The following is a 25,714-nucleotide window of genomic DNA, read 5'->3' as shown; positions in this document are numbered from 1 at the left end:
TAATAATTAATTACCTGTTACCATATCATAAATACGACGAACTTTTTGTCCGGCATATTCCCATTTGATATTATCCACCTCTTTCTTTCCTTCTACTTTCAAGAATTCATGCATAGCAGGATATGTAATAATAGAATACATCGCATCCGCCAAGGCTTCGATATCCCAGTAATCCACCTTAATTGCATAATCCAATATTTCAGCACAACCAGATTGTTTTGAAATAATAGAAGGAACTCCACATTGCATCGCTTCCAAAGGAGAAATACCGAACGGTTCAGAAACCGAAGGCATTACATATACATCGCTAGCCTTCAAAACTTCATATACTTGTTTCCCTTTCATAAACCCGGTAAAATGGAAACGATCCGAGATATTACGGGCAGCAGCCAAACGAATCATCTGGTCCATCATATCTCCGCTTCCAGCCATAATAAACCGGGCATACGGAGCTTTCGCCAATACTTTAGCAGCAGCTTCAACAAAATATTCCGGACCTTTTTGCATAGTAATACGTCCCAGGAATGTGATAACTTTATCTTTCACTCCTTTTTTATCCTGAATAGATAATATTTCCTGGCTCATCGGTTCAACGGCATTATGAACAGTCGTCACCTTTGCCGGGTCCTGATGATATTTATCAATAACTGTCTGACGTGTCAGATTACTTACTGTAATAATATGATCGGCATTATCCATACCGTTCTTTTCTATTGCATATACATCCGGATTTACATTACCACGGCTACGATCATAATCGGTTGCATGCACATGTATAACCAAAGGCTTACCACTCACCTGTTTTGCATGAATACCAGCCGGATAAGTAAGCCAGTCGTGCGCATGAATTATATCAAACTGTTCCGTACGGGCAATTACGCCGGCAACAATGGAATAGTTATTAATTTCTTCCAACAGGTTATCCGGATAACGGCCCGAAAATTCCATACAGCCCAAATCATTTACATAACGATAACTGAAATCGGCATAAATATGATCCCTATATGCGAAATACTGGTCGGCATTCATACCCACTTTTGCCATTCGTTGCTGCACATATTCTCTGTCAACATCCTTCCAGACAATAGGAACATTATTAACTCCTACTATTTTCAGGAAACTTTGATCTTCATCTCCCCAAGGTTTCGGAATACAAAAGGTTATATCCATGTCAGGTTGCATAGCCATACCACGAGTAAGGCCATAACTGGCAGTGCCTAATCCTCCTAAAATATGAGGAGGAAATTCCCATCCAAACATCAATGCTTTCATATATGGTACTTAGTTTTAATCGGCGTTATACTTCTTCAACAAATCCACAACTCGGAGAATTGCAGCCACATTCATTGCAAATGAGACAGCTCCCCGTCCTGTAAACGGAGGATTGCCATCAAACAATTCCGGAATCGTACCGATACAATGCAACGACATTTCTTCCTCCATGCTTATCAGCATACGTTCCGCAAAAGCAACACCACTTTTACCAAATACACGCAAATAAGCTTCCAAGTAAGCCCCCAACAACCACGGCCATGCCGTACCTTGATGATATGCCAAGTCGCGTTCATACTGTGCACCAACATAATAAGGTTTATATCCTTCACTCTTTGGGCTTAATGAACGTAAGCCTTTGGGAGTAAGCAATTCCTTTGTCACAATATCCACAACAGCCCGTTTCTGCATCCGCGTCAACGGTGAATAAGTAAGAGATACTGCAAAAATCATATTAGGACGCACACTCCAATCTACACTTGATCCGTTTACCGAATCAAACAAATAATTATAGCCATTTACAAAAGTCTCTGCAAAAGACTTATCTATTGCGGAAATAATCGTATCTATTTTTTCTATAGGTAATCCACCTTGCAACTCTTTATAGAAACATAGCGAATTATACCAAAGTGCGTTAAATTCTACAATGTACCCGGAACGCGGAACAACCGGTTTGCCATTCACAGTCGAATTCATCCAGGTAATAGCCTTGTCACGGCCATTCGCAAACAATAGACCATTATCCATCAATTTCATATCCGGATGTTTCTGAGAAGAAATATAGTCTATAATTTCACCTACAAAGTCAGCATACAACTCTTTGGCTTTCTCTACACCCTGATCTTTTGCATAATGTTGAATGGCCAGAATTGCCCATAATAAAACATCAGGATCTTCCAATTCTTTGATAACAGCATCAGGTCTACCATCTTTCATAAAATTACGCATAGCAGGTATTGCCGTATGCATAATCTTTTCAAAACGCACAGGATCTTCTATGGATAAAGTGCATCCGGGAAGAGCAATAAACAAATCTCTTGCACGTACTTTAAACCAATGATAACCTGCTAACAAATATGCATCATTTTCTTTTGGACGAAAATAAAATTGCTGTGCTGAATTCTTTAAACAGTTAAAGAAACTGGTACGCGGTGTACGGGCATTTACTTCATTTTCATAAAGCGTTTTCAAATGCGTCGTTGCGATCTGGCTATCACCGGCACTGAAAATAATAGATTCCCCTTTCTTTATAGGAACTTCAAAATAACCGGGTACATAGAGGTCTTCTTTAAAAGGATATCCTCTTTCCTGTTCTTTTGGATATTCAATGCCATTATACCAGTAAGGTTCATATACGAATTTAGCCTTTTTACTAAATTGCATATATAGCTCAGGATATCCCGGATACATACACGTTTTAATACCATTGGTTATTTCTGTATATGATTGATTCACATTTCCATTAGCTTGGGTTAAACTCTTCACGCTGCGGAATGCAAGGAAAGGGCGGAATCGAAGAGTGGTGGCCGAATGAGCATCTTCTAAAGTATATTTTATCATTATACGATTCTCAAACATAGAAAAAACTTTCTCTTTTGAGAAAATTACGCCTCCTACCCTATAGAGAGTACGTGGTACCGTTTTTGAAGTAAATTCACGAATATACTTATGTCCTTTGGGGCTAAAGTTATCCCCTTGATATTTATGCAAGCCAAGATTAAACTCGGCACCATGTTGTATTACCGTTTCATCAAAAGAAGATAAAATGACATGGTTATCATTATCAATTGCAGGAACAGGCATTACGAGTAATCCGTGATATTTCCTGGTATTACAATCAACAACAGTAGTGCTATGATATGCCCCTAACCTATTTGTACGGAGCACCTCACGAGTCAACGACTCTTCCAGGTTTATCATTACGGTCTTGTCAAATTTTAGATAACTCATACGGATATTTGGGTTTTAAGTTATTGTTTTTAATATCAAAATGTAATTAGCTTTATTGAGAATCAAATGTATCACTTATAAACTAAAAATGCAAACAATCTTTTATGCCCACTTGAAAGAACGATAAAAGAAAAGCAATAGCAACATTGAAAATCAATCCATTATACAACAATATGCTAAAAAGGTGTGTTATCAAACATACAAACGTTTGTTAATGGCAAGTCCGTTTTAGTTAAACAAATTATCAATTCGTTTCATTCAACCAACAAATAACAAATTGGCAATTTGTTGCAGAATTATACATTTTCCCCTCGTTTTTTCCATTTTGGATAAAAACTTTCTACCTTTACATTCCTAATATAAAAACCTGTAAAATAACAAAATGAAAGAACTTATATCTATAGATAGATAATGACTGTATCTGTAAATACAACCATTAAAAGGACAATCCTGTTTAATAGAATAAGAACTCGTTTAATTTATGCAGTAATCTTTTATAAACTATAAATATGACAAAAGCAATAAATAATCCTTTTTTCAGAACATACGAAACTCCGTTTAAGACACCTCCTTTCGACAAAATACAGACAGAACATTATGAACCTGCTTTTGAAAAGGGTATTGAAGAACTAAATAAGGAGATTGAAGAAATTGCAAACAACGCCCAGCCAGCCACTTTTGCTAACACAATCATAGCACTGGAACGTAGCGGTAAGTTATTAAATAATGTAAGTAACGCTTTTTTCAATGTATTAAGTGCTGAGGCCAATGATGAAATGATGGAAATATCACAGCGTATATCTCCCAAACTCTCAGAAAGCTCAAACAATATTTATTTAAATGAGAAGCTATTCATCCGTGTAAAAGCTGTATATGACCAAAAAGACAAATTAAATCTTTCTATCGAAGACTCCAAACTTTTGGATGAGACTTACGAAGCATTTAAAATACAAGGTGCCACATTAAATAGTAATGATAAAGAGAAATACCGTAAGTTAAGCACAGATTTAAGTATCCTTACCCTCAAATTCGATCAGAACGCCTTAAAAGACAAAAACCGCTTCGAACTTCTGATTACAAATGAAAAGGATTTGGCGGGCCTTCCTGAAAGTATCCGTGAAGCCGCCTCTATGGAAGCAAAGAACAAAGAGAAAGAAGGCTGGTTATTCACTTTATCCGCCCCCAGTTACATACCATTTATGCGTTATGCTGATCGTCGGGATCTTCGTGAAAAGATGTATCGTGAATTCATGAGCATAGGCAATAAAGGAGACGAATATGACAATAAAGAAATCATCAAGCAAATAGTAAACACTCGTCTTGAAATTGCAAAATTAATGGGATTCAAAGATTTTGCAGACTACAATTTAAAACATACAATGGCTAAAAAGCCTGCGAATGTTTACAAACTATTGAATCAGCTATTAGATGCTTACAAACCGGTTGCTATCAATGAATACAACACTATTCAAGGTTTTGCGATGGGATGTGAAAATGAAAACATTACTGTAATGCCCTGGGATTGGAGTTATTATTCCGAAAAATTAAAAGACATCCGTTTTAACGTAAATGATGAGATGACACGTCCGTATTTTGAACTCGGCAATGTAAAGGAAGGGGTATTTAAATTAGCCACCCAACTATATGGCATCACGTTTAAAGAGAACAAGGAAATCCCCGTATATCATCCGGAGGTGCAAGCATATGAAGTATATGACGTTGACGGCACATTCCTGTCTGTTTTATACACAGACTTCTTCCCTCGTTCCGGTAAACAGAGTGGCGCATGGATGAATAGCGTCAAACCACAATACAAAGACGAAAACGGGCATGACAGCCGTCCTCAAATCATCATTGTAATGAACTTTACACGTCCTACCAAGACCAGACCATCCCTGCTCACATTTGATGAAGTAAACACATTATTGCACGAGTTCGGGCATGCTCTGCATGGTATGCTCGCCAAAGGGACATATGCCAGTCTTTCCGGGACAAATGTCTACAGAGATTTTGTAGAGTTACCTTCTCAGATTATGGAAAACTGGTTGACTGAAAAAGAATATCTTGACCAGATAGCCATCCATTACTCAACCGGAGAAAAGATTCCGCAGGATATGATTCAAAAACTAGTAGATGCAGCCAACTTCAATACCGGATATGCATGTTGCAGGCAAGTAAGTTTCGGATTGCTAGATATGGCTTGGCACACACTTACAGAACCGTTTGACGGAGATGTCATTGCTTTTGAAAAAAAAGCATGGCAACCTGCACAAATAGTACCGGAAGTTGACGGCACATTAATGAGCAGTAGTTTCGGACACATTTTCTCAGGTGGATACGCAGCCGGATATTACGGTTATAAGTGGGCCGAAGTTCTGGATGCCGATGCTTTTGCCGCATTCAAAGCTGCCGGAATATTCAATAAGGATATAGCTAAATCATTCCGGGATAACATCCTTTCCAAAGGTGGAGCAGAAGATCCGGATGTATTATACAAACGTTTCCGCAAGCAAGAACCCACCATTGACGCTTTATTAGTTCGTACAGGTATCAAGAAATAGAGCAAACAAGAGATATTGTCCCCAAATACTTCACAACTAAAAATCTAAAACAACATTTCTTTTGAACAAATATCATTACATTTGTCGGTTAATTACAAGGATAAAACAGAGATATAATGTGCGAAAAGACAGACAAACAACTCGAACTTGACAAGCGTTATCTAAGGATGGCCGCAGTATGGGCTGAAAATTCATATTGCAAACGCCGCAAAGTTGGAGCACTCATTGTAAAAGACCAAATGATTATATCTGATGGCTACAATGGAACACCTTCCGGATTTGAGAACATTTGTGAAGATGAAAACAATGTCACTAAACCTTACGTGTTACATGCCGAAGCCAACGCCATAACCAAAGTTGCCGCTTCTTCCAACAGCAGTAAAGGAGCTACAATCTATGTAACATCCGCTCCTTGTATCGAATGTGCGAAACTGATTATACAATCCGGTATCAAGCGCGTAGTATATTCGGAAAAATACCGGGTAGAAGATGGCTGTAAACTATTGAACCGTGCAGGCATCACTATTGATTATATCGAGACCAAAGAATAAATAAACATTTTATGAATAAAAACAGAAGATTAGCCATCTGGCTTCCCGTCATAATAGCTGTAAGTATTTCATTGGGAATCTTTATCGGAAATCATTACCGTTCGATAGGACAAGGGAAACACCGCACCTATTCGAGTGGCAATAAAATTAATGCCGTATTAGACATTATTGACGAGCAATACGTAGACACGGTTAACATGACGGATTTGGTAGAAGGAGCTATACCGAAAATATTCAGCGAATTAGACCCCCACTCCGTATATATTCCTGCCGAAGATGCTTCCATGGTAAACGAAGAACTGGAAGGTTCTTTCAGCGGAATAGGCGTATCATTCAATATGCAAACCGATACAATCATGATAATAAGCGTTATACCGGGAGGACCTTCTGAAAAAGCAGGACTACTCCCCTTTGACCGTATTATTACAATTAACGACTCAGTATATTCAGGAAACAATACCTCGCAAACCAAGATAATGAAAACCCTGCGCGGAGCTAAAAATAGTACCGTTAAATTAGGCATACAACGGGGCAACTCACCGGAACTCATCTATTTTGATGTTACACGAGGGGATGTTCCGGTCAAGTCGGTAGATGTTGCATACGAAGCGAGTAAAGGTATCGGTTATATCAAAGTGAGTAAATTTGGCCGTACAACATACAATGAATTTATCACAGCCATTGCCCAGTTAAAAGAGGCCGGTTGTAATTCTTTCATTATCGATCTTCGGGGAAATACCGGAGGATACATGGATGCGGCTATCAACATGATCAACGAATTTATGCCCGAAGGACGCCTCATTGTTTATACCGAAGGTAAAGCTTTCCCCCGCTCGGACGTATATGCCAACGGAACCGGCACATGCAAAGATTCGCCAATCGTAGTATTGACCGACGAAATATCAGCTTCGGCAAGTGAAATTTTCTCCGGTGCTATTCAAGATAACGACCGTGGTTTAATCATCGGGCGACGTACCTATGGAAAGGGCTTAGTTCAATCTCAAATTGCCCTAAGTGACGGATCTGCGCTTCGCTTGACAATAGCCCGCTACTACACCCCTTCCGGACGTTGTATCCAGAAGGAGTATGAAATGGGACATACTGAGGATTATGACCAGGATATTTATAATCGTTACATGCATGGAGAATTTGATTCCGCAGACAGTATCAAAATGAATAATGAATTAAAATATCAAACCGTAAAAGGACGTACGGTTTATGGTGGAGGCGGTATTATGCCGGACATATTCATTCCTCGCGATACAAGCGGAGTTACCTCATATTTCTCAAATGTAATAAACAGTGGCGTCCTCTACCTTTATGCATTGGAATACTCGGATCGCAATCGTGAAAAGCTGTCATCATTCAAAACCTGGCAGGAGATGTACAGTTATCTGAAACAACAACCGTTATTATATAGCTTTACAAACTTTGCGGCCAGTAAAGGAATAAAAAAACGTCCTACTTTAATCAATATATCCGGCAGTTTAATTGAAAAGCAGCTACAGGCTTATATCGTACGGAATTTCTTCGATGAGGCAGGTTTCTATCCTATCTTCCTTAGCGATGATGTTACGTTAAAACGAGCTATAGAGATATTAAAAGAAGGCAAATCCGTACCGGTTACGGAAAAAGAATCAAGTGATGGAAAATTACAAGGCAAAGCAAGCATTACGCGAGGTTATGGCCTCGCGAAAGAAAGAGTATTCGAAGATTATATTGTCTGAGCTATCCGGCCAGATTATGGCAAAGCTGGAGCAAACAGAATTATTCATCAATGCTTCATGCGTCGCTTTATATCATGCGATATCCGGAGAAGTCCAGACTGCCGGTTTCATTGAAAAATGGTATAAAAAAAAGAAGATACTTCTTCCTGTTATTGAAGGCAACGACTTAAAGTTGTTGCCTTATACAGGAACGGACGAGTTAAAAATAGGAACTTTCGGTATCCTAGAACCAACCTCCGCCAATGAAACTACAGACGAAAAAAATATAGATTTAATTATCATCCCCGGAGTAGCATTCGACCGGCAACGTAACCGTTTGGGAAGAGGAAAAGGCTATTACGATCGTTTATTGTCAACATTAACAGCCCCGAAGATAGGAATATGCTTTGGGTTCCAGCTTGAAAATAAAATCCCTACCGAACCGTTCGACAAAAAAATGGATTGTATAATTACTGAAAACGAAATCATATAGCGCATAAAATCTACCGGATTACCAGATCAGTAATCACATTCGCTTTTGCATATTCATTCAAGCTTTTCACAAGACGTTCCCTGCAAAGAGTAAGCTCACTCCGTAATACGGAAGACGTTAATGAAACATACAGCACCCTATCGCGTACATATATATTACGCGTATAGTTCATAACCATTGGCCCAAGAACGTCACCCCACGCACGTTTTACACGAATCTCGAGAATTTTCTCATACATTTCCGTATTATCTTCAAAGAAATCCCGAAGTATTTCACCTATGGACTGTGTATTTTTACGCTTCACAGATTATTCCTCCATTGGTTGAACCTCACCCCGTTCCACCCGAAACAAAGAATAATCACGATTCATTGTTGCTAAAATTTCATCCAGGTATTTACGGTTGGTATCAGTTATGAAAATTTGCCCGAAAGTATCTCCACTCACCAGCTTGATAATCTGTTCAACCCGTGCGGCATCCAACTTATCAAAAATATCATCCAACAACAAGACAGGCGTTGTATTTCCTTTTTTTGCCAAGAACACAAATTGAGCCAGTTTCAAGGCAATCAGATACGTTTTATTCTGGCCTTGCGAGCCTACACGACGAATAAGAAAGTTTTCCAAAGTCATTTCCAATTCATCTTTATGGATACCGCAAGAAGTATAACCCAAAATACGGTCGCGCTCACGATTAGCTTGAAGCATATCCTTCAATTCACCATTTGCCAATTGGGATACATAATGCAATCCCACCTGCTCAGACGATTGACAGATAGTTTGATAATATTCATTGAATATGGGGGTAAACTCGTCCACCAGTAGTTGACGTTTCTCGCTCACTACCTTTCCATACATATTCATCTGCATCTCCAGCACCTCATACAAAGGAGCATCCATATTCTGATTCTTCAACAAAGTATTGCGTTGAAACAAGGCCTTATTATATTGTATCAAAGCATACAGATATTGTTTATCCTGTTGCGATATAATAACATCCAGAAAGCGACGACGTTCGTCACTCCCCCCTTGAATCAGCTCAGAATCCGCCGGAGTAACCATTACCAGAGGTAGCAAACCGATATGTTCAGACAGTTTGTCGTATTCTTTTTTATTCCTTTTAAACTGCTTCCGCTGCTTAAGACGCATGGCACAAAAGATTTCCTCTTCACGCCCTTCATAGTCGTAACTACCTTGTATCACGCACATTTCCTGGCCATTGTTGATAATCTGGCTATCAGGAGTATTTATATGACTTTTACAAAAAGACAAATAATAAATGGCATCCAGCAAGTTCGTTTTACCCATCCCGTTATTGCCAAAGAAGCAATTCATCTTCGGAGAAAAAGAAACTTCAGATTGAAGGATATTCTTATAGTTGAGAATAGAGAGCTTTTTTAATATCATCTGTACCGTATTAATCGTACAAAAATAAAAAATATACTTCTAAGTATAGATTATATCAGTAAAAAAAACTACTTTTGCGCTTTGAATCACCGGAAGTATATCCGGATATAAATCAACGATAAAATTAATAAATAACGATAACAACATTATGGCTACTAAAGGAAAGGACACCAACAAAGAGTTAGAAGTAGAAGAAATTGTTTCCAGATCGGAGCAATTCATTGAAAACAATTCGAAAAAAATCATTTACGGTATTATAGCTGTTGCACTCATTGTTGGTGCTGTTTTAGGAATCAAACATGGTTATTTAATCCCGCAGGAAAAGAAAGCCGCTGCTGCTATGTTCAAAGGTGAACAATATTTTGCAAGAGATTCTTTCGCCTTGGCATTAAATGGTAACGGTTCCGACTATGACGGTTTTGAAGCAATCATTGACCAATACGGAACTACCGACGCAGCAAATCTGGCAAAAGCATATGCAGGTATCTGCTACTATAAACTGGGTGACGCCCAGAAAGCACTGAATATGTTAAAATCATTCAGCGCAAGCGACAAAATGATTTCTCCGGCTATCACCGGCCTGATTGGTGACTGCTACGTAAACATGGGGAATGTAAAAGAAGGCATTAGCTATTTTGAAAAAGCAGCCAAACAAGCGGACAATGAAGTAATCAGCCCGGTATATCTGAAAAAAGCCGGCATTGCCTACGAAAGCATGAAGCAATATAAAGATGCGGTTAAAGCATATTCAACGATAAAAGACAAGTATTATACTTCAATGGAGGCTGCCGATATTGACAAGTATATTACACGTGCTTCGGCATCGGCTGAGAAATAAAAATGAAATACATAGTATAACATAAACAAGAGGATGTCTACACCAAACAGGCATCCTCTTATTTTAAGAAAACGATTATGGCTACAGCTTATCAGAATTTATCAGACTACGACTTCAACAGTGTTCCCGATGCTTCGGATATGAATATTGGTATTGTCGTTGCAGAGTGGAACAAATGTATCACAGAAAAGCTTCTGGAAGGGGCCTGCAACACGTTGGAGAAACATGGTGTAAAACCGGAAAACATCGTTATCAGACGTGTTCCGGGAAGTTTTGAACTAACTTTCGGAGCAAAACGATTGGCAGAATCGAAAGATCTTGATGCTGTAATCGTACTTGGATGCGTTGTAAAAGGCGATACACCTCACTTTGATTATGTTTGTTCCGGCGTTACACAAGGCATAACCGAATTGAATTTAATGTATGATATTCCCTTCATTTTCGGTCTTTTAACGACAGACAACATGCAGCAATCCGAAGATCGTGCCGGAGGAAAATACGGCAACAAAGGTGATGAAGCTGCAATTACAGCAATAAAAATGGTGGATTATTCTTGCAAATTACAAAATTAATCGTACCTTTGCACTGCAATTAAAACAAGGGGGCAGTTACCAGAGTGGCCAAATGGGGCTGACTGTAACTCAGCTGGCTTTCGCCTTCGGTGGTTCGAATCCATCACTGCCCACCCTTTTTAATGCAATATGCGGAAGTAGCTCAGTTGATAGAGCATTAGCCTTCCAAGCTGAGGGTCGCGGGTTTGAGCCCCGTCTTCCGCTCTCAAAAGAGGAAAATCAAAAGATTTTCCTCTTTTTTTATATCCATCATATACTATCCATAAAATAATATATACCTTACGGCACAAATACAAACCAAAAACAAATAAAAGATGAAAACAAAAAGATGGATATGCGTGCTGTTGACTGCCTTTATACTTACCGGCTGTGCTGCGTACAAAATAGAAAGCAAAATGCAACAAATAGAGTTGGGTATGTCTAAGAAAAAAGTTGTATCTATTTTGGGAAAAAATTATAATATAGTAGGAGCCCGCATAACTCCGGAAGGAGCTATCGAAAGTATCAGTTACCTTTCTACCAATTTAGGAAATGAAGACAGTTATTATATTTTAAGTTTTAAAGATGGTAAACTCGTTGAATGGTTTAAAGAACAAAAGTTTAATAATAACCATAATCACCCGCACAACCATTAAAAAGCAATAACAGCGACTGTCCGGGAGCTCTAAAGACAAGGAATTATGCCTCTCATTTCGCATTGATATACAGCGTATTAAAAGGATATATCTTTTGAATGTAAAAGTCCCGTCTTAACACTTAAAAAGTCAGCTCTTTTGAAGTCAAAAGTCCCGTCTTTTGATTGCAAAAGATAGCTCTTTTTAACGCACTGATATACAACTCCGTACGAAGACGTCAAATAGTTGAAAAACACTCCCTCTTTCAAGGTCTATTTATCATCCTTTTTCAATAAGTCGTCGTTATGAATACTACGTGCGGTTTTCTTTATACTGGCCTTCAAATCACCAAACCGGTAAGAAACAGACAACCCGAACATGCGGTTAAACGCACGATAGTTCAATATTGAAGTATAATCATTGTACATTTCTTTAGATGTATATTTTACACTGGGGGTAAAACAATCCTGAGCTCGTAAAGAAATTGATAATTTATCTTTCAGGAATGTTTTCACAAGGCTCATTCCATAATAATGAAACTTGAAAGATTCGACGCCTATAGAGACTTCCGGTTTACCATAGCCACCAAGGGCCACAAAACGCCATCCATATTTAAACCGTTGTGAAAAGTTTAGATATACAGAGCCGCTAAATCCCGAGTTTTTAAGTCCGTTCAGAATATCCGGCACTCCTTTTTTTACTCTTAAATCCAAATAATAAAGCATCCCATTCACAGATACGGATGTGTTAGGAGCTGGATTATAGCCGATGTATCCATTCATTCCCCCTCCCTGTACATTCACCATATTTTCATAAGTAGAATGAAACATTCCTTGTTCATCAACAAACTGGTACTGCCCTATTTCATTTCTCCCTAAAGTGTATAGAGCCGTAGCCTGTACATTTAGCTTTGAAGAAAAATGGCTGAAAGATAATGTAATCCTATTATGCTTCTCGGATGTTAATTCCGGATTCCCATAACTCATACTTGACCCGGTTACTGACACATAAGGATTCAGATAACTAATATCCGGTCTGCGGATACGAAGATTATAAGACAATTTCAATTGATCGCGATCATTCAATTTATAAGATGCAGACAATGATGGGACCCAATCCGTAGCTTGGTAATCAAAATTCTCACCGTCTCCCTTTCTATATTTAACATTTTGCCAGGTTTGCTCCATGCGTAAGCCGGTATTTAGGCCAAACCGGTTCTTTTTATACGTATAACCACAATAAGCTGCAAATATATTTTGAATATGTCTGTAATCTAATACGGGTTGAAGTTCCGAAGGCTGCCATTCGTCCTCTTCATTTTCTTTCATTTCAAAAGTGGAATAGCTATTATTGTTTCTGCGGATATACTTCAAACCTCCTTCAATTGAATGTTCCGGCGAAAAAGGATTGACATAATCCAGTTGCAAAGTATGTTCCTCTTTATGGGCATTCCGGAATTGGTAATTATAATTATATAAATATTGTAATGAAGGAGAGTTTCCGTTCCTGTCAAATATATGGGATAAATAATCTCTATCATCAGGACGATAATCAAACTGATATGAAAAGGTAAGCATTTCCTCTTTATTCCTTTTGAACATGTGTTGGTAATCAGCTTTCAAAGAATTAGATCCCCAATTGTATTTCGTAGTAGCATCTTGATTATAAGAATAAGCAAGTTGTCCTTCAGAATTCGTCATCGTATTTGAACCGCTTTGCTCCGAATTGCTGTATCCATAATTCAAGGACCCGGACAGTGTAAATAAATTCAAGGAATCTAATTCATAGCTGCTTTCCAAAGCAGCATAATGCATCGGATTTTTTTGATCATAACTATATTGATTATGCAAATATTCCTCATCTGGCCTATTTAACTGATGGCGGTAATAGTCTGCTTCCGATTCTACCTCATACTGCCCATATGAATAATTGGCCGAGAGGGATAATTTTCCATATTGCATGGTAAAGAAACCAGATCCATTCCAATACCGATTCATATAAGTACCTCCTATATTCGCACTGTATCCCTCAAATTCGGCCCCTTTCGTTATGATATTCAAGATACCGCTAACTCCTTCGGCATCATAGCGTGCTCCCGGCTCGGTTATTATTTCTATTTTACGGATTGTATTGGCAGGAATACTCCGTAAAACCTCTTTAGGATCATTAGTCATCATACTGGACGGTTTTCCGTTCATATATATTTTAAAGCTGGAACTGTTATTCACTTTTATATTATCATCACCATCTACTGTAACGAAAGGGACTTTCCGAAGCATTTCCAGGATTGTATTTGTTTCCGAATCAGGGTCGTCTTCTATACTATAAACCGTCTTGTCCACCTCTGCTTTTACTAACGGTTTAGCGGCAAAAACGTTTATTTCCGACAATTGTTTCACATCGTCTTTCATCAATAATCGGCCAAAGTCTTTCGTACAGTCTTTTTGATTCAATTCAAAATCTTTTACAATCGTTTCTTTGCCAACACTGGTTATTGTAAGCCTATATTCTCCGGAAGATTTTAATTTGGAATTAAAAAAGCCTTTATCATCCGATACGAAGACAGTCACCTCCTTTTGATTATCCGGCAATTTAAATAAACGGATTGTTACATATACTTCCGGTTCAAAAGTCAAGGAATCGACCACTTGCCCTTTCACTTCATAGGAGATATTTTGTGCTTTCATTGATATATTACTCAATAGACAGCCAAACAATAAGCAACAAATTAACTTCTTCATATTCATGTCTACTTTTATCATTTGCCAACAAAAGTAAACTGCATTAAAAAGGATATCACAAATAATATCGCAACAACTACCCGTCATTTATGTGACATTTGCATGACAACAGTGTCATATAAAGGCTTTCGAGATATTTTCTTTGGAATAAACATGACACATTTGAATAATTTTCTACCTTTGAATTCCTCTAATTACAAAACGATGAAAAGACAAAACGCAGCAAACATATCCATCTTTGCCACTTTTATATTGGTTCTGCTATCATTTAGTTTTGGTTTCCATAATTATGCAGAAACGAAGAAGGCGATTATCTCTGATTTAAATCAGGCTCTTCAATACACAATCATGCAAAACTCAGATCAATGGTTGAGCCGTGACAGCCTGCAAACCTACTCTAAGTTATCAGCACTTTGGGGAAGCCCTCTTGCTATTGAAAGCCAGAACAAAGACCTTTCCTATGCATTGAGATTCGATAAATTAAAAAAAGAAGCGGGCATTATTATGCAAATCACAAATAAGAATGAAAAAAAATCCGTTTCTACTCAAGCGTTCAGTGACAAAAAACAATTTGACAACTATCTTACCAGTGATACTATTATGTGGGTAGCTGCCAATATTAGCAGTCCGGATCCCGTATATAAAGATATAGGCTTGTCATTCCAAGGCTACGTAAGCTGTTCATTCTGCACAATACTATCATTAACCCATAAGACTTTGCCAAGTATTTTTCTAGCATTAGCTTTAATATCAGGAATAATTTCCATTTACCTCCGTAGATATAACCATTTAATGCAAGTAGTTTGTACGGAGAAGTCTATTGTATATGGAAATCTTACATTTTCCCAAGAGACTTCTTCCTTTTATAAAGAAAGCATGGAGAAATTAAAACTCACTCCTATGCAACATTCTGTTATGGAAATGTTTTTTCAATCTCCAACTCATATACTTAACCGAACAGACATTTGTGAAGCTTTATGGCCAGGCAAGGTCAATGCCGACGAGACGCTGAATACCTTAATGAGAAGGCTTCGCCCTCTCATAGAAGACAACAGTAATTTAAAAATAACAACAGACCGTGGAAAAGCATATATCCTGGAGTTAAAGGATACAGACTTTGCCAACTAATTACAAGTATTTCCGGTTAACTCTTTTACAGAGTCTGTAGAAACCATCTGGATTGGTTTACTCATCCTTTAAAATATAGATGAAAGGTGTTATAACCTCTGATTTATTTATTCGGATACTTTCTCTTGGGGTTTTTAGGAAACCATCCTTTTAAAACACGTTCTTCTTGTTCAAAGACTTCCTTTATAGTCCAAAAAGAAGAAAATGCAAAAACACCAAAAATAGCGGAAAGGAATACACTCTCTATAAATAAAGAAGCAATAGTTCCTGCAACGCCTAATACAAGGAATATCCACCAGCATTTTGTACCCCAATAATATTCCGCTTTCACAACTATCGGATGAAATAAGCCGATAATCAGAAATGTAGCAATACCTATCAATAAACCATCAAAGTTAATATGTTCCATATTCATCTGTTTTTAGGATATAGATTCTATTTGTAAAATCAAAGATACAAGATATTATTGAATAAGATAATAGATTCTTTCTATCCGTATATCAAAAACAACACATTATGTCCACAATGGATACGAGTCAATACAAAAAAAGCTGTCCCAATTATAGGACAGCTTTCAATTTATATTATTAACGAATACTTATTCTGCAGGTTGTTCAGCAGGAGCTTCACCTGTTGTTGCAGGTTGTTGAGCCGTTCCAAAGTTAGGAGCGACAGTATTCGGGTCAATAGTTACAGCGTTCTCAATTTGCTGTTTAATTTCCGATTGATTAGAACGTTCAGCTCTGGGAATAAATGCTGTAATTACAATACTTAAAACGATTACTGCACCGGCTAAACTCCATGTTGCTTTTTCAAGAAAATCGGTGGTTTTTCGTACCCCCATAATTTGGTTAGAAGAAGAGAACCCTGAAGCCAAACCTCCTCCTTTAGAGTTTTGTACCAATACAATTAATATCAATAGTATTGCGGCGATCAGGATTAAAATAGAAATAAATACATACATCTTTTTATTTTTTAGTGTTAATAATCAATTTTTCCAGAAATCTAATTTGGTCTGCAAAGTAAACATTTTTTTCTGGATATTTCAAGTTTAAGTTTTTAATTATTTGTAACGCTTTTTCATATCGCTTCTGTTTAACATAAATATGAGCTAAAGTTTCCGTAAAATAAGAGTCTTCCAGAGATTTAAGGTGTGTATCTTCTGTTTCTTCAACTTGAGTAGGAAACGTTAATATTTCCTCCGAAGGTTCAATATTCAATCCACGAACAGAAACACGCTGTTCTTCACTTTCAATAAAAGAGTCTATCAGATTTTGGTGTTGCAACCGGACTTCGGGCTCTGCCACATCCTGTTTTTCTTCCTCTTTCGAAAGAGACCAGTAAATATAGTCGGAAGACGCTGACGGCTGAAATAGTATGGATGATTCAGCATCCTGACGATCTTTATTGACATCCGAGAATAAAAAAGCATCTATTAAGGAAAATGAATCCTCCTGATCTAATGCTTTTTTTGCTGTAGATTGCATAATCTGTAATCTGTAATGTTCACCTTCCAGCAACATAAACAGTTTTTTGCGATCAGGAATATTAATTGCCATCTTTTTCAATTCCGATTCCAAGCACATATCATCCAATAAAGCAAGATTTTTCAAATAAAGAGTTCTTGCCGTATGAAAATAAGGATATTCATCCACAATCTGCTTCAAAACAGGTAAAGTTTCATTTGAAAGCAACGTTGGATCGTTCATGAAACGGTATAATTCGACAGCATCCATATTTACCAATTGGCTACAGTTGCATTATAAATCTGATCAACTAATTCTTCCACTATTTCCTTACATAAAGAATCTTGTACATTCTGCAACATCTCGTTACTGTCAAATTCCCGGTATGCAGAGAATGTTTGTTCAAAATCCTCATCCGGAGTAACGCGGTTAGAATAACGGACGCGCACTGTAATAGTCAAACGAGTTTGAGAAGCGTACGCATCTTCTTTTACTGCCATCGGAGTCAGTTCGTAGCCTGTGATTTCACCTTCTAAATCCAAATCTCCATTACTTCGAACCAACTGTAAACGAGTTTGACGAATATATATATCTTTCAAGGCCTCCGTAAACACTTGAGACAAGGGGGGATATACCAAAGCTGCCTGATTTGGGAAATCTTTAATTGAAATCGTTTTTATTTTAGTATAGTCAATAGATGCTCCATTAAATTTATACGAAATAGAGCATGCCGTAACCACAACGCACAGTATACAAAAAAACACTATTACTTTTTTATTCAACATATTATTCAAGATTATATTCCTTTATTTTTCGATACAGGGTACGTTCTGATATTTTTAAATCGGCAGCGGCATTCTTACGGCGACCATTATGTCTTTCCAATGCTTTACGAATCATTTCCTTTTCAACATCTTCCAAAGAAAGAGATTCCTCTTCCTCTACATCCTCCGCTTCTTGGATAGATGGGTGATGTACCTGATGAACCGAACGTAAAGGATGAGCATAACTGGAATCTTCAGACACCGGCATCTGTATATTTCCACCCATTATATCATGTACCAACTTCTTTAAGTCGTTGACATCTTTCTTCATGTCAAAAAGTACCTGATAAAGAATTTCCCGTTCGCTATTAAAAAACTTTTGATCATTATCTTGCTTTACCAGCACAGGATATTTCTCTATATCAAGATTCGGGAGGTAAAGACGCAATACATCTGCAGTAATATCACGGCTCTCTTCAATGACAGAAATACGTTCTGTTACATTCTTCAACTCACGCACATTTCCCGGCCAACGATATGTTATTAATAATTGGCGGGCATCTTCATTTAAACGGATTGGAGGCATCCTATATTTCTCCGCACAATCTCCGGCAAACTTACGGAACAACAAAAGAATATCTTCTGCCCGTTCGCGAAGTGGCGGTATCTGGATAGGAACAGTACTCAGGCGGTAATACAAATCTTCTCGGAATTTACCCTCAGCTACAGCTTGTGTCAAATTCACATTTGTAGCGGCAACAATACGTACATTCGTCTTTTGGACTTTAGAAGAACCTACCTTTATGAATTCTCCTGTTTCCAAAACACGTAGTAAACGAGCTTGTGTAGGAGTAGGTAATTCACCAACTTCATCCAGGAAAATAGTTCCTTCGTCAGCAACTTCAAAATACCCCTTACGATCAGCCAGCGCTCCGGTAAAAGAGCCTTTCTCATGCCCAAATAATTCGGAATCGATTGTGCCCTCTGGAATAGCTCCGCAGTTTACAGCTATGTATTGTCCATGCTTACGCGGACTGTTCTGATGTATAATTTGTGGAAAAGTTTCTTTACCAACGCCACTTTCTCCCGTAATCAAAACGGACAAATCCGTTGGAGCGACTTGTAAAGCGACATCAATAGCCCGATTCAAAGCCGGACTATTACCAATAATCCCGAAACGCTGTTTTATCTGTTGCACATCTATTTTCAACATCATATTGATCCAGTATCTGTAATTATTTCAGTTTATCTGCCAAAATTACAAATCTTAATTCAAACTTCCATGACTGGAAGCAGAATCTAACAGTCGTTTCTCATTTTTTAGCACCATAAGTGCGATTATATAAAAATTCAGCCAAGTCTTTATCATCTGCAATATCATTTATCTCTTCAGGAGATATAGGCTGGCCGATATAAACATCCACTGTTCTACCTCTTTTATTGAATGCTTCCGCAGGGATACGGAGAGTTCTGATTCTCCAATCAATTTTCCCTAACCAATAGAAGAATTTTGTATTCAGAAAATCAAAATAAACAGGATATACAGGAACTTTTGATTTTCGTATCAAACGTATAACGCTATGCGTCCAAGGCAGATCCTGAATACGTTTTGCCGTATTATTATAAAAAGAAATAGCTCCTGCAGGGAAAAATCCCATGGGATGACCATCTTTTAAGCGCATTAAAGACAAACGCACTCCATTGATATTAGAAAGGTTAGTCCCCGTCTTATTCGAATCTGGAACGACCGAAATGAAATTATCCTCCATCGCTCCTATTTTAGAAAGGATACCATTCACCATTACTTTAAAATCCGGACGGCGGGAGGCAAATATATCAATCAAAATAATACCGTCTAAAGAACCAATGGGATGGTTTGATACCGTACAAAACGCACCTTCCGGGAGAGTGTCAAGAATATCCGCATTATGCAGATTATATTTAAGATCAATCAAGGGATCATTTAATAAAGCCGATGTAAACTCCGCCCCTCTGTATTTATAGTTATTTGCATGAACTTGATTGACTTTATCTACACACAATAATTTAATAACCAGCTTTCCTATAAAGGTTCCGATACGTCCTTTAAAGAAAGGGGCCATTTCTTGTAGATCATATATATCAACTACACTTTTCTTCATATTACAAATAACGTGCACATATCTTTTCGTGTTTTTTCATTGCAATAGCTAAAACAATATTCAACACTATAATTTCATACAAATAATATGCCCAAACCTGCCCTGTCAGCACAATAATAAACATAACAATTGTACGTCCGTTAAAAGTCAGCAAATCTATAAGACTCATCAATTCACGACTTTGTTTACGGAAACTAACACGAATATCCTCCGGTATATTATCTCCATATTTAACATGCAGATGTCTTAACATCTGCTGTAAAGTAGGAGTAGCCTTCACTTGCAATAAGGTATACCAGCGATACAAAAAATAAAACGCTTTATTAATACCGTATTTCATCTCTTTATGCTTCGCTTCTACCTGTTCCAATGACTGAAACTCCGCGCCTTTGTCTTTACTGATAAAATAAAGATGGAGCGTTTTATAATAATCGGTAATATTAGCCTGCACTAAATGAGAGAAGCCGGATAATACAGCCAGAGCAAAGAACCAATATGTTCCGTAGTCATGCGCTAGACGCAATGCAAATCCCACGTAAATACAAGTAAACCAAATATCACCGGCAAAGCCGTCCAAAATACGTCCGATAGCGGACTTTATACCCGTTAAACGTGCCAATTGCCCATCTACACAATCCAATATATTAGCAAAAACAAGTAATAATATTCCCAATATATTATATGTAATATCATCATGATAAAACATAAATCCAGTACCGGCACCTACGAAAATGGAAACAACAGTAACCATATTCGGAGTAATTCCTGTACCACGAAGCATTCGGGCTATGCGAAAGCCAATTGGACGATAAAATATCCTGTCAATTACGTTTTCTGTTTCTATCGACTTTAGCGACGCTTCATATTCTTTATCCAAATTACTCATCTGCTTTTTATTTATACGAATAGCCTCCATCCACAACGACTACTTCACCATTAAAATAACTATTCTCTATCAACATTTTATAGACTTCTGCCAACTCGTCCGGATCACAAAAACGTCCTAAGGCAATCTTACTTTCAATACTTCGCCTTATCTCCGCAGGTTTTGTCTTTTGCCATTCAGTATCAACAAATCCCGGAGCCACGGCATTTATCCGCAATTCATAAGGGAGCAAAAATTTAACCATATTCTTTACCAGCGCGTGAACAGCACTTTTTGTGACCCCATATGCTAACGATACAGAATGAGGCTCTATTCCCATTAATGAACCGGTAAAGACAATGGCCCCTCCTCTATTCATCAACTCTACTATACGTTGTAAAAGAAAAACCGGAAAATGCACATTTGCAGAGAAGACCCGTTCCCAGTCAGTCATAGACAAACTTTCAAAAGAGTCACGACAAGTCAACCCAGCATTAAAAACCAGAGCATCTAAACGGATCGTATTCTCTAGCAAATACTGATATATACGATCGATAGACTGACTGTCGGCAATATCGGCCTGCAAACAACGGACTTCCACATGAAAAGCTTTTGAAAGTTCTTCACAAACCTGTATAGCTTTTGCTCCGTCGGTAGCATAAGTAAGCAATAATTTATATCCCGCTTTTGCCAAACAGGAAGCAACCGCCTTTCCTATACCTTTCGTACCACCGGTAATTAAAGCATATTTATTCATGAGTTATTCTTATACTTATTCGCTAAAGCCTTGAACAGACTGTGGTTTCGCACTACGCTGAGATTTAAGATTTGCTTCGTATGAATCGTGTATTGTTTTTTTCAAATTAGAAGAAGAGACTCCTGTTCCATATGGAAAATAAAACACTTGCACTCCCAAATCCTCTAAATAATCATATTTACCATACCAGTCATCACCAACTACAAAAGCATCAATATTCAATTTCTTGACAATCTCCGAATGATCTAACGAATGTTGAGGTATAACTATATCCGGAGTTTTTAAAGCCTCTATAATCTGAAGACGTTCACTAAATGGAATAATAGGACAAGCTTTATAAGAAGATACCAGCTCGTCTGTACTTACCCCAACAATCAGGATATCCGCCAAACTACGGGCATAATTAATCATTCTAAGATGATTATAATGAAACATATCAAATGTTCCGGAAGTATATACAATTGTTTTATCCTTAAACATGTCGCGACTTTACTTTTGAGTCGCAAACTTACGCAAACTTTTCCTATCAAAAAAGTATAATGAGAAAAAGCATACTTCACAAACATAAAAAAAGAAGCATAGATTTTATTTCATCTATGCTTCTTTTCTGTTAAATTTCATCAGCTTCGTCATCTTTGGTAAGATCAAGCTTCTCATTATCGCCCCCCTTATCAAAATATTGTTTGCGAAGTGGATGTGCTGTTGCTTCAAAATAACGGATACGGTTACGGTATATATCCAATGCAGAATACAAAGCCTGTCGGAAAGATTCTTCCGATGCCAGGTTTTGACCCGCTATATCATACGCAGTTCCATGAGCCGGAGAAGTACGTACAATCGGCAGGCCTGCCGTATAATTTACACCATTCTCCATTGCTAATGTCTTAAACGGAGCAAGTCCTTGGTCATGATACATAGCTAACACGCCATCAAACTTTTCATACATCTGTGAACCAAAAAATCCATCAGCAGCATATGGGCCAAAAGACATCACTCCTTTTTGTTCGGCTTCTTGCATTGCCGGTTTTATTATTGTCTCTTCTTCATTACCCAACAAACCGGCATCTCCGGCATGTGGATTTAGAGACAATACAGCAATACGTGGTTTCACGATACCAAAATCTTGTTTAAGAGATTGGTTAAAAACAATAAGTTTATTTACAATATCTTCCTGTTTGATAGAAGATGCAACTTTAGACAAAGGAATATGCCCCGTAACCAGTGCAACTCGAAGAGTATCGTTCATAAGAATCATCAACGCTTTCTTGTCCGATTCACCAAAGCATTGCTCCAGATATTCCGTATGTCCAGGAAAATGAAAATCCTCATTTTGAATATTATGCTTATTGATTGGAGCTGTCAACAAAACATCTATCGTACCGCGCTTTAAATCCGTGATTGCGGCTTCTAAAGCCTTGAATGCTGATTCCCCGGCAATAGCTGTAGACTTTGCAATTTCGACTTTCATATCATCATTCACACAATTGATGATATTTACACGATTTATACCCGCTTCTTCCGCACGAGCGATAATGCTCATGTTAACAGGAGCAAGTTCTAATGCCTTCCGGTGATATGCTGCAATTTTTGAGGAACCATAAATAATGGGCGTACAAAGTTCCGCCATGCGAGCATCGGCAAAAGTTTTCAGTATCACTTCATATCCGATGCCATTTATATCTCCGTGAGTAATTCCCACCTTAATCAATCGTTCTTCCATATATATGTATGTTTATTTCTGTTGCTTGGAAACATCCAGAGGAGCACTCACCGGTTTATCAAATTCCCCCGGTAACCGTAATGTATACAATGCGGCTTCAATACGGCGAATAAAATTACGTTTATTTGTTTCGGGTGCAAAAACAAAACCTTCTGCAACGACGACTCTATTATTCTTTTCATCAAGACGGACATGGCTAACGAAAGGTCCTCCCATCATATCACCTTCCATTCTCCACAAACCTCGTAATACGCCACAATATTTACCATTAATTGTAATTGGAGTATATTGAATACCACCGCGAGTTTCTGTTGCCATATACGAATCGGGGAAAGCTCCCGGCAAATTAGCCTTTAAAACAGAATCTCTCTTTGCCACCAAATAGTCTGCGGTAAATGTGTTCGGATCAGTATATGGGAATGTATAAACCACCAAGTCCGTACGTCCCGTATTTGCATTATTGGAAGCCCAAAAGAAATCGGTCGTATCTTTATAATAGGTCATATTTTCCGGGGCATTTAACATCAGATCATGTTTACTCTCCAATTGTTCCATTACCACAGAACTGTATTTTTTCTCTAATTGAGCAATTGCCCTGTTTATTTCAACGTCCACAAAAAAGTTTGCTAATTTATCCTTATTAGCTTTCAGGTACTCTACAATGGCTGCAGCATCCGGAGCTTTCATTGTTAATACTACCTGCCCTTTTGCCCAAACATCATATTCATAGCTTAGAGAGACTTTTGAATACACGGATGGATCAATTTTAACAATCAATATATTACGGACATATTTAAGCAATCCATTAAAATCATGAGGCTGAACATAGGTTATCCTCAGGGAAGGTTCCACTTGAGGAAGACCAGGCACAGGAGATCCAAGATCGGCTTTTATCAACTCGCCAGCTTCACCCTTCCAATCCTTTTGGTCCATAGTCACAACAACTTCATAAGCAAGACCGGTTGCATTTGTCATTACCGAACCGGAATTACAAGCTCCAAACAATATCAGGAGCATCAGACTAACGATAAATAAATGTGTTTTCATACCCGCTATATTTTTATAATACAAATGTAATCCTTTTTTTGCTCATACGTAACATGTTTAACCCTTTTGCTCTTTTTTGGCTGTAGACAACATTCCACATGCTGCAAAAATATCCTCACCCCTTGACGCCCTTATTGTGCAAACAACACCTTTCGCATTCAACACATCACGGAAAGCCTCCATTCTCGCCACATCTGAACTTTCAAGTGGAACATTCGGAATCGCATGGAAACGAATTAAATTTACCCGGCAAGGAATTCCTTTTAATAAACAAGCTAAAGCTTCCGCATGTTTGAGACTATCGTTTAAATCTTTAAAAACAATGTATTCAAAAGATACACGCCTTTGATGGGTAAAGTCATATTGCTTTACAAGTTCAATTACGTCTTTCACAGGAAAGGCCTTCTCTATGGGCATCAAGGATAAACGTTCTGCAGGATAAGGAGAATGAAGGCTAACCGCCAAATGGCAATCGCTTTCCTCCAAAAAACGTTTTAATCCCTTCGTTATGCCAATAGTTGAAACTGTTATACGTTTCGGACTCCATCCATACCCATAAGAAGCCGTCAATATTTCAAGAACCTTAAATAATTCATTAACATTATCCAGAGGCTCTCCCATCCCCATAAAGACCAGATTTGTCAGTTTTTCATTTTCCGGTAAAGATTGTATTTGATTCAATATTTGATTTGAAGTCAGGTTTGCAGTAAATCCTTGTTTTCCTGTCATACAAAACAAGCAATTCATCTTACATCCTATCTGAGAAGATACACATAAAGTAGCTCTATCCTCTGTCGGTATGTAAACAGACTCTACATAGTGGCCTTCTCCTGCCGGAAAAAGATATTTAATTGTACCGTCAACAGATTTCATAAGATCGGACGGAGGCATAGCTCCAACCTCATAGTGTTCTCCCAGCCAATCCCTTTTAGCCACAGCTATATTGGTCATCTCGGAAACAGAAACTACTTTCTTTTTATACAACCAATCTGCTATTTGTTTAGCGGCATAGGCAGGAAGACCAGCCTCTGCAACCACGTCCTTCAACTCATTCAGAGTCATTCCCAACAAATATTTTTTGTCCTTCATCCTATGTCTTAATATTCTTTGTTTTGCAAAGATA

General features: G+C 38.0%; 25 protein-coding genes and 2 tRNA genes. 10 read left to right on the top strand and 17 right to left on the bottom strand.

Annotated elements, in window-relative coordinates; all coding sequences use genetic code 11:
• Positions 1-6: 6 nt before the first annotated feature.
• Both C1721_RS10170 and C1721_RS10165 read right to left on the bottom strand, forming a co-directional pair.
• Positions 7-1,272, bottom strand: coding sequence for a glycosyltransferase (locus C1721_RS10170; protein ID WP_102408237.1), 1,266 nt, complete (start codon positions 1,270-1,272; stop codon positions 7-9).
• Positions 1,273-1,287: 15 nt separating this feature from the next.
• On the bottom strand, positions 1,288-3,222 hold the full coding sequence (locus C1721_RS10165; protein ID WP_102408236.1) for a glycogen debranching enzyme N-terminal domain-containing protein: 1,935 nt from the start codon (positions 3,220-3,222) through the stop codon (positions 1,288-1,290).
• A gap of 509 nt (positions 3,223-3,731) precedes the next feature.
• Between C1721_RS10165 and C1721_RS10160 the strand changes: the two genes are divergently transcribed.
• From C1721_RS10160 to C1721_RS10145, 4 genes are all read left to right on the top strand, one after another.
• Positions 3,732-5,783 carry a M3 family metallopeptidase gene (locus C1721_RS10160; RefSeq protein ID WP_102408235.1) on the top strand — a complete coding sequence of 684 codons (2,052 nt, stop codon included), beginning with the start codon at positions 3,732-3,734 and terminating at the stop codon, positions 5,781-5,783.
• 116 nt (positions 5,784-5,899) lie between these two features.
• Positions 5,900-6,334, top strand: coding sequence for a dCMP deaminase family protein (locus C1721_RS10155; RefSeq protein WP_102408234.1), 435 nt, complete (start codon positions 5,900-5,902; stop codon positions 6,332-6,334).
• An 11-nt stretch (positions 6,335-6,345) separates the two neighbouring features.
• A complete protein-coding gene (locus C1721_RS10150) occupies positions 6,346-8,061 on the top strand; it encodes a S41 family peptidase (protein ID WP_102408233.1) in 1,716 nt (571 codons plus the stop codon).
• A complete protein-coding gene (locus tag C1721_RS10145) occupies positions 8,018-8,533 on the top strand; it encodes a 5-formyltetrahydrofolate cyclo-ligase (protein WP_234347632.1) in 516 nt (171 codons plus the stop codon). Before C1721_RS10150 ends, C1721_RS10145 begins: the two co-directional genes overlap by 44 nt.
• A 10-nt stretch (positions 8,534-8,543) precedes the next feature.
• Here the strand turns inward: C1721_RS10145 and C1721_RS10140 are convergent, their stop codons facing one another.
• Positions 8,544-8,837 carry a DciA family protein gene (locus C1721_RS10140; RefSeq protein WP_102408231.1) on the bottom strand — a complete coding sequence of 98 codons (294 nt, stop codon included), beginning with the start codon at positions 8,835-8,837 and terminating at the stop codon, positions 8,544-8,546.
• Positions 8,838-8,840: 3 nt separating this feature from the next.
• Positions 8,841-9,938 carry a DNA replication/repair protein RecF gene (gene recF, locus C1721_RS10135; protein ID WP_102408230.1) on the bottom strand — a complete coding sequence of 366 codons (1,098 nt, stop codon included), beginning with the start codon at positions 9,936-9,938 and terminating at the stop codon, positions 8,841-8,843.
• A 148-nt stretch (positions 9,939-10,086) separates the two neighbouring features.
• On the opposite strand from recF, the gene C1721_RS10130 reads away from it, so the two are divergent.
• The 5 genes from C1721_RS10130 (at position 10,087) to C1721_RS10110 (ending at position 11,983) form a co-directional block, all read left to right on the top strand.
• Positions 10,087-10,776: a tetratricopeptide repeat protein gene (locus C1721_RS10130; RefSeq protein WP_102408229.1), complete on the top strand. Its 690-nt coding sequence runs from the start codon at positions 10,087-10,089 to the stop codon at positions 10,774-10,776.
• A gap of 77 nt (positions 10,777-10,853) precedes the next feature.
• Positions 10,854-11,348: a 6,7-dimethyl-8-ribityllumazine synthase gene (ribH, locus tag C1721_RS10125; RefSeq protein WP_102408228.1), complete on the top strand. Its 495-nt coding sequence runs from the start codon at positions 10,854-10,856 to the stop codon at positions 11,346-11,348.
• A gap of 30 nt (positions 11,349-11,378) precedes the next feature.
• Positions 11,379-11,461: transfer RNA gene (locus C1721_RS10120), tRNA-Tyr, on the top strand.
• Positions 11,462-11,479: 18 nt separating this feature from the next.
• A tRNA-Gly gene (locus tag C1721_RS10115) sits at positions 11,480-11,552 on the top strand.
• Between the two features lie 110 nt (positions 11,553-11,662).
• Positions 11,663-11,983, top strand: coding sequence for a hypothetical protein (locus C1721_RS10110; RefSeq protein ID WP_102408227.1), 321 nt, complete (start codon positions 11,663-11,665; stop codon positions 11,981-11,983).
• Between the two features lie 251 nt (positions 11,984-12,234).
• Here C1721_RS10110 and C1721_RS10105 read toward each other — a convergent pair whose 3' ends face one another.
• Positions 12,235-14,703: a TonB-dependent receptor gene (locus C1721_RS10105; protein ID WP_159063574.1), complete on the bottom strand. Its 2,469-nt coding sequence runs from the start codon at positions 14,701-14,703 to the stop codon at positions 12,235-12,237.
• Positions 14,704-14,907: 204 nt separating this feature from the next.
• On the opposite strand from C1721_RS10105, the gene C1721_RS10100 reads away from it, so the two are divergent.
• Entirely contained in the window at positions 14,908-15,831 is a 924-nt protein-coding gene (locus C1721_RS10100; protein ID WP_102409402.1) for a helix-turn-helix domain-containing protein, read from the top strand.
• Between the two features lie 103 nt (positions 15,832-15,934).
• Here C1721_RS10100 and C1721_RS10095 read toward each other — a convergent pair whose 3' ends face one another.
• The 12 genes from C1721_RS10095 to rlmN form a co-directional block, all read right to left on the bottom strand.
• Positions 15,935-16,240 carry a DUF4491 family protein gene (locus tag C1721_RS10095; protein ID WP_102409400.1) on the bottom strand — a complete coding sequence of 102 codons (306 nt, stop codon included), beginning with the start codon at positions 16,238-16,240 and terminating at the stop codon, positions 15,935-15,937.
• Between the two features lie 189 nt (positions 16,241-16,429).
• On the bottom strand, positions 16,430-16,795 hold the full coding sequence (gene secG, locus C1721_RS10090; RefSeq protein ID WP_102408225.1) for a preprotein translocase subunit SecG: 366 nt from the start codon (positions 16,793-16,795) through the stop codon (positions 16,430-16,432).
• 4 nt (positions 16,796-16,799) lie between these two features.
• Positions 16,800-17,540 carry a hypothetical protein gene (locus C1721_RS10085; protein ID WP_234347410.1) on the bottom strand — a complete coding sequence of 247 codons (741 nt, stop codon included), beginning with the start codon at positions 17,538-17,540 and terminating at the stop codon, positions 16,800-16,802.
• A 29-nt stretch (positions 17,541-17,569) separates the two neighbouring features.
• Complete coding sequence (locus tag C1721_RS10080; protein ID WP_102408223.1) at positions 17,570-18,082, bottom strand: LptE family protein; 513 nt, start codon at positions 18,080-18,082, stop codon at positions 17,570-17,572.
• A 1-nt stretch (position 18,083) separates the two neighbouring features.
• Positions 18,084-19,274 (bottom strand): sigma-54 interaction domain-containing protein, encoded by a 1,191-nt coding sequence (locus C1721_RS10075; protein ID WP_102408222.1) that lies wholly within the window; start codon positions 19,272-19,274, stop codon positions 18,084-18,086.
• A gap of 100 nt (positions 19,275-19,374) precedes the next feature.
• A complete protein-coding gene (locus C1721_RS10070; protein ID WP_102408221.1) occupies positions 19,375-20,202 on the bottom strand; it encodes a lysophospholipid acyltransferase family protein in 828 nt (275 codons plus the stop codon).
• Between the two features lies 1 nt (position 20,203).
• Positions 20,204-21,088: a CDP-alcohol phosphatidyltransferase family protein gene (locus tag C1721_RS10065; RefSeq protein WP_102409398.1), complete on the bottom strand. Its 885-nt coding sequence runs from the start codon at positions 21,086-21,088 to the stop codon at positions 20,204-20,206.
• Positions 21,089-21,095: 7 nt separating this feature from the next.
• On the bottom strand, positions 21,096-21,824 hold the full coding sequence (locus tag C1721_RS10060) for an SDR family NAD(P)-dependent oxidoreductase (protein ID WP_102408220.1): 729 nt from the start codon (positions 21,822-21,824) through the stop codon (positions 21,096-21,098).
• A 15-nt stretch (positions 21,825-21,839) separates the two neighbouring features.
• Positions 21,840-22,304, bottom strand: coding sequence for an FAD synthase family protein (locus tag C1721_RS10055; protein ID WP_102408219.1), 465 nt, complete (start codon positions 22,302-22,304; stop codon positions 21,840-21,842).
• Positions 22,305-22,434: 130 nt separating this feature from the next.
• A complete protein-coding gene (gene pdxA / locus C1721_RS10050) occupies positions 22,435-23,544 on the bottom strand; it encodes a 4-hydroxythreonine-4-phosphate dehydrogenase PdxA (protein WP_102408218.1) in 1,110 nt (369 codons plus the stop codon).
• 12 nt (positions 23,545-23,556) lie between these two features.
• Positions 23,557-24,591: a DUF4837 family protein gene (locus C1721_RS10045; protein ID WP_102408217.1), complete on the bottom strand. Its 1,035-nt coding sequence runs from the start codon at positions 24,589-24,591 to the stop codon at positions 23,557-23,559.
• A 57-nt stretch (positions 24,592-24,648) separates the two neighbouring features.
• Positions 24,649-25,680, bottom strand: a complete 1,032-nt coding sequence (gene rlmN, locus C1721_RS10040; protein WP_102408216.1) for a dual-specificity RNA methyltransferase RlmN — start codon at positions 25,678-25,680, stop codon at positions 24,649-24,651.
• Between the last annotated feature and the right edge of the window lie 34 nt (positions 25,681-25,714).

It is taken from the genome of Parabacteroides bouchesdurhonensis, assembly GCF_900186615.1.
GTDB lineage: Bacteria > Bacteroidota > Bacteroidia > Bacteroidales > Tannerellaceae > Parabacteroides > Parabacteroides bouchesdurhonensis.
Note: the sequence above shows the minus strand (reverse complement) of the source record. Positions and strands in the feature narration are given on the sequence as shown.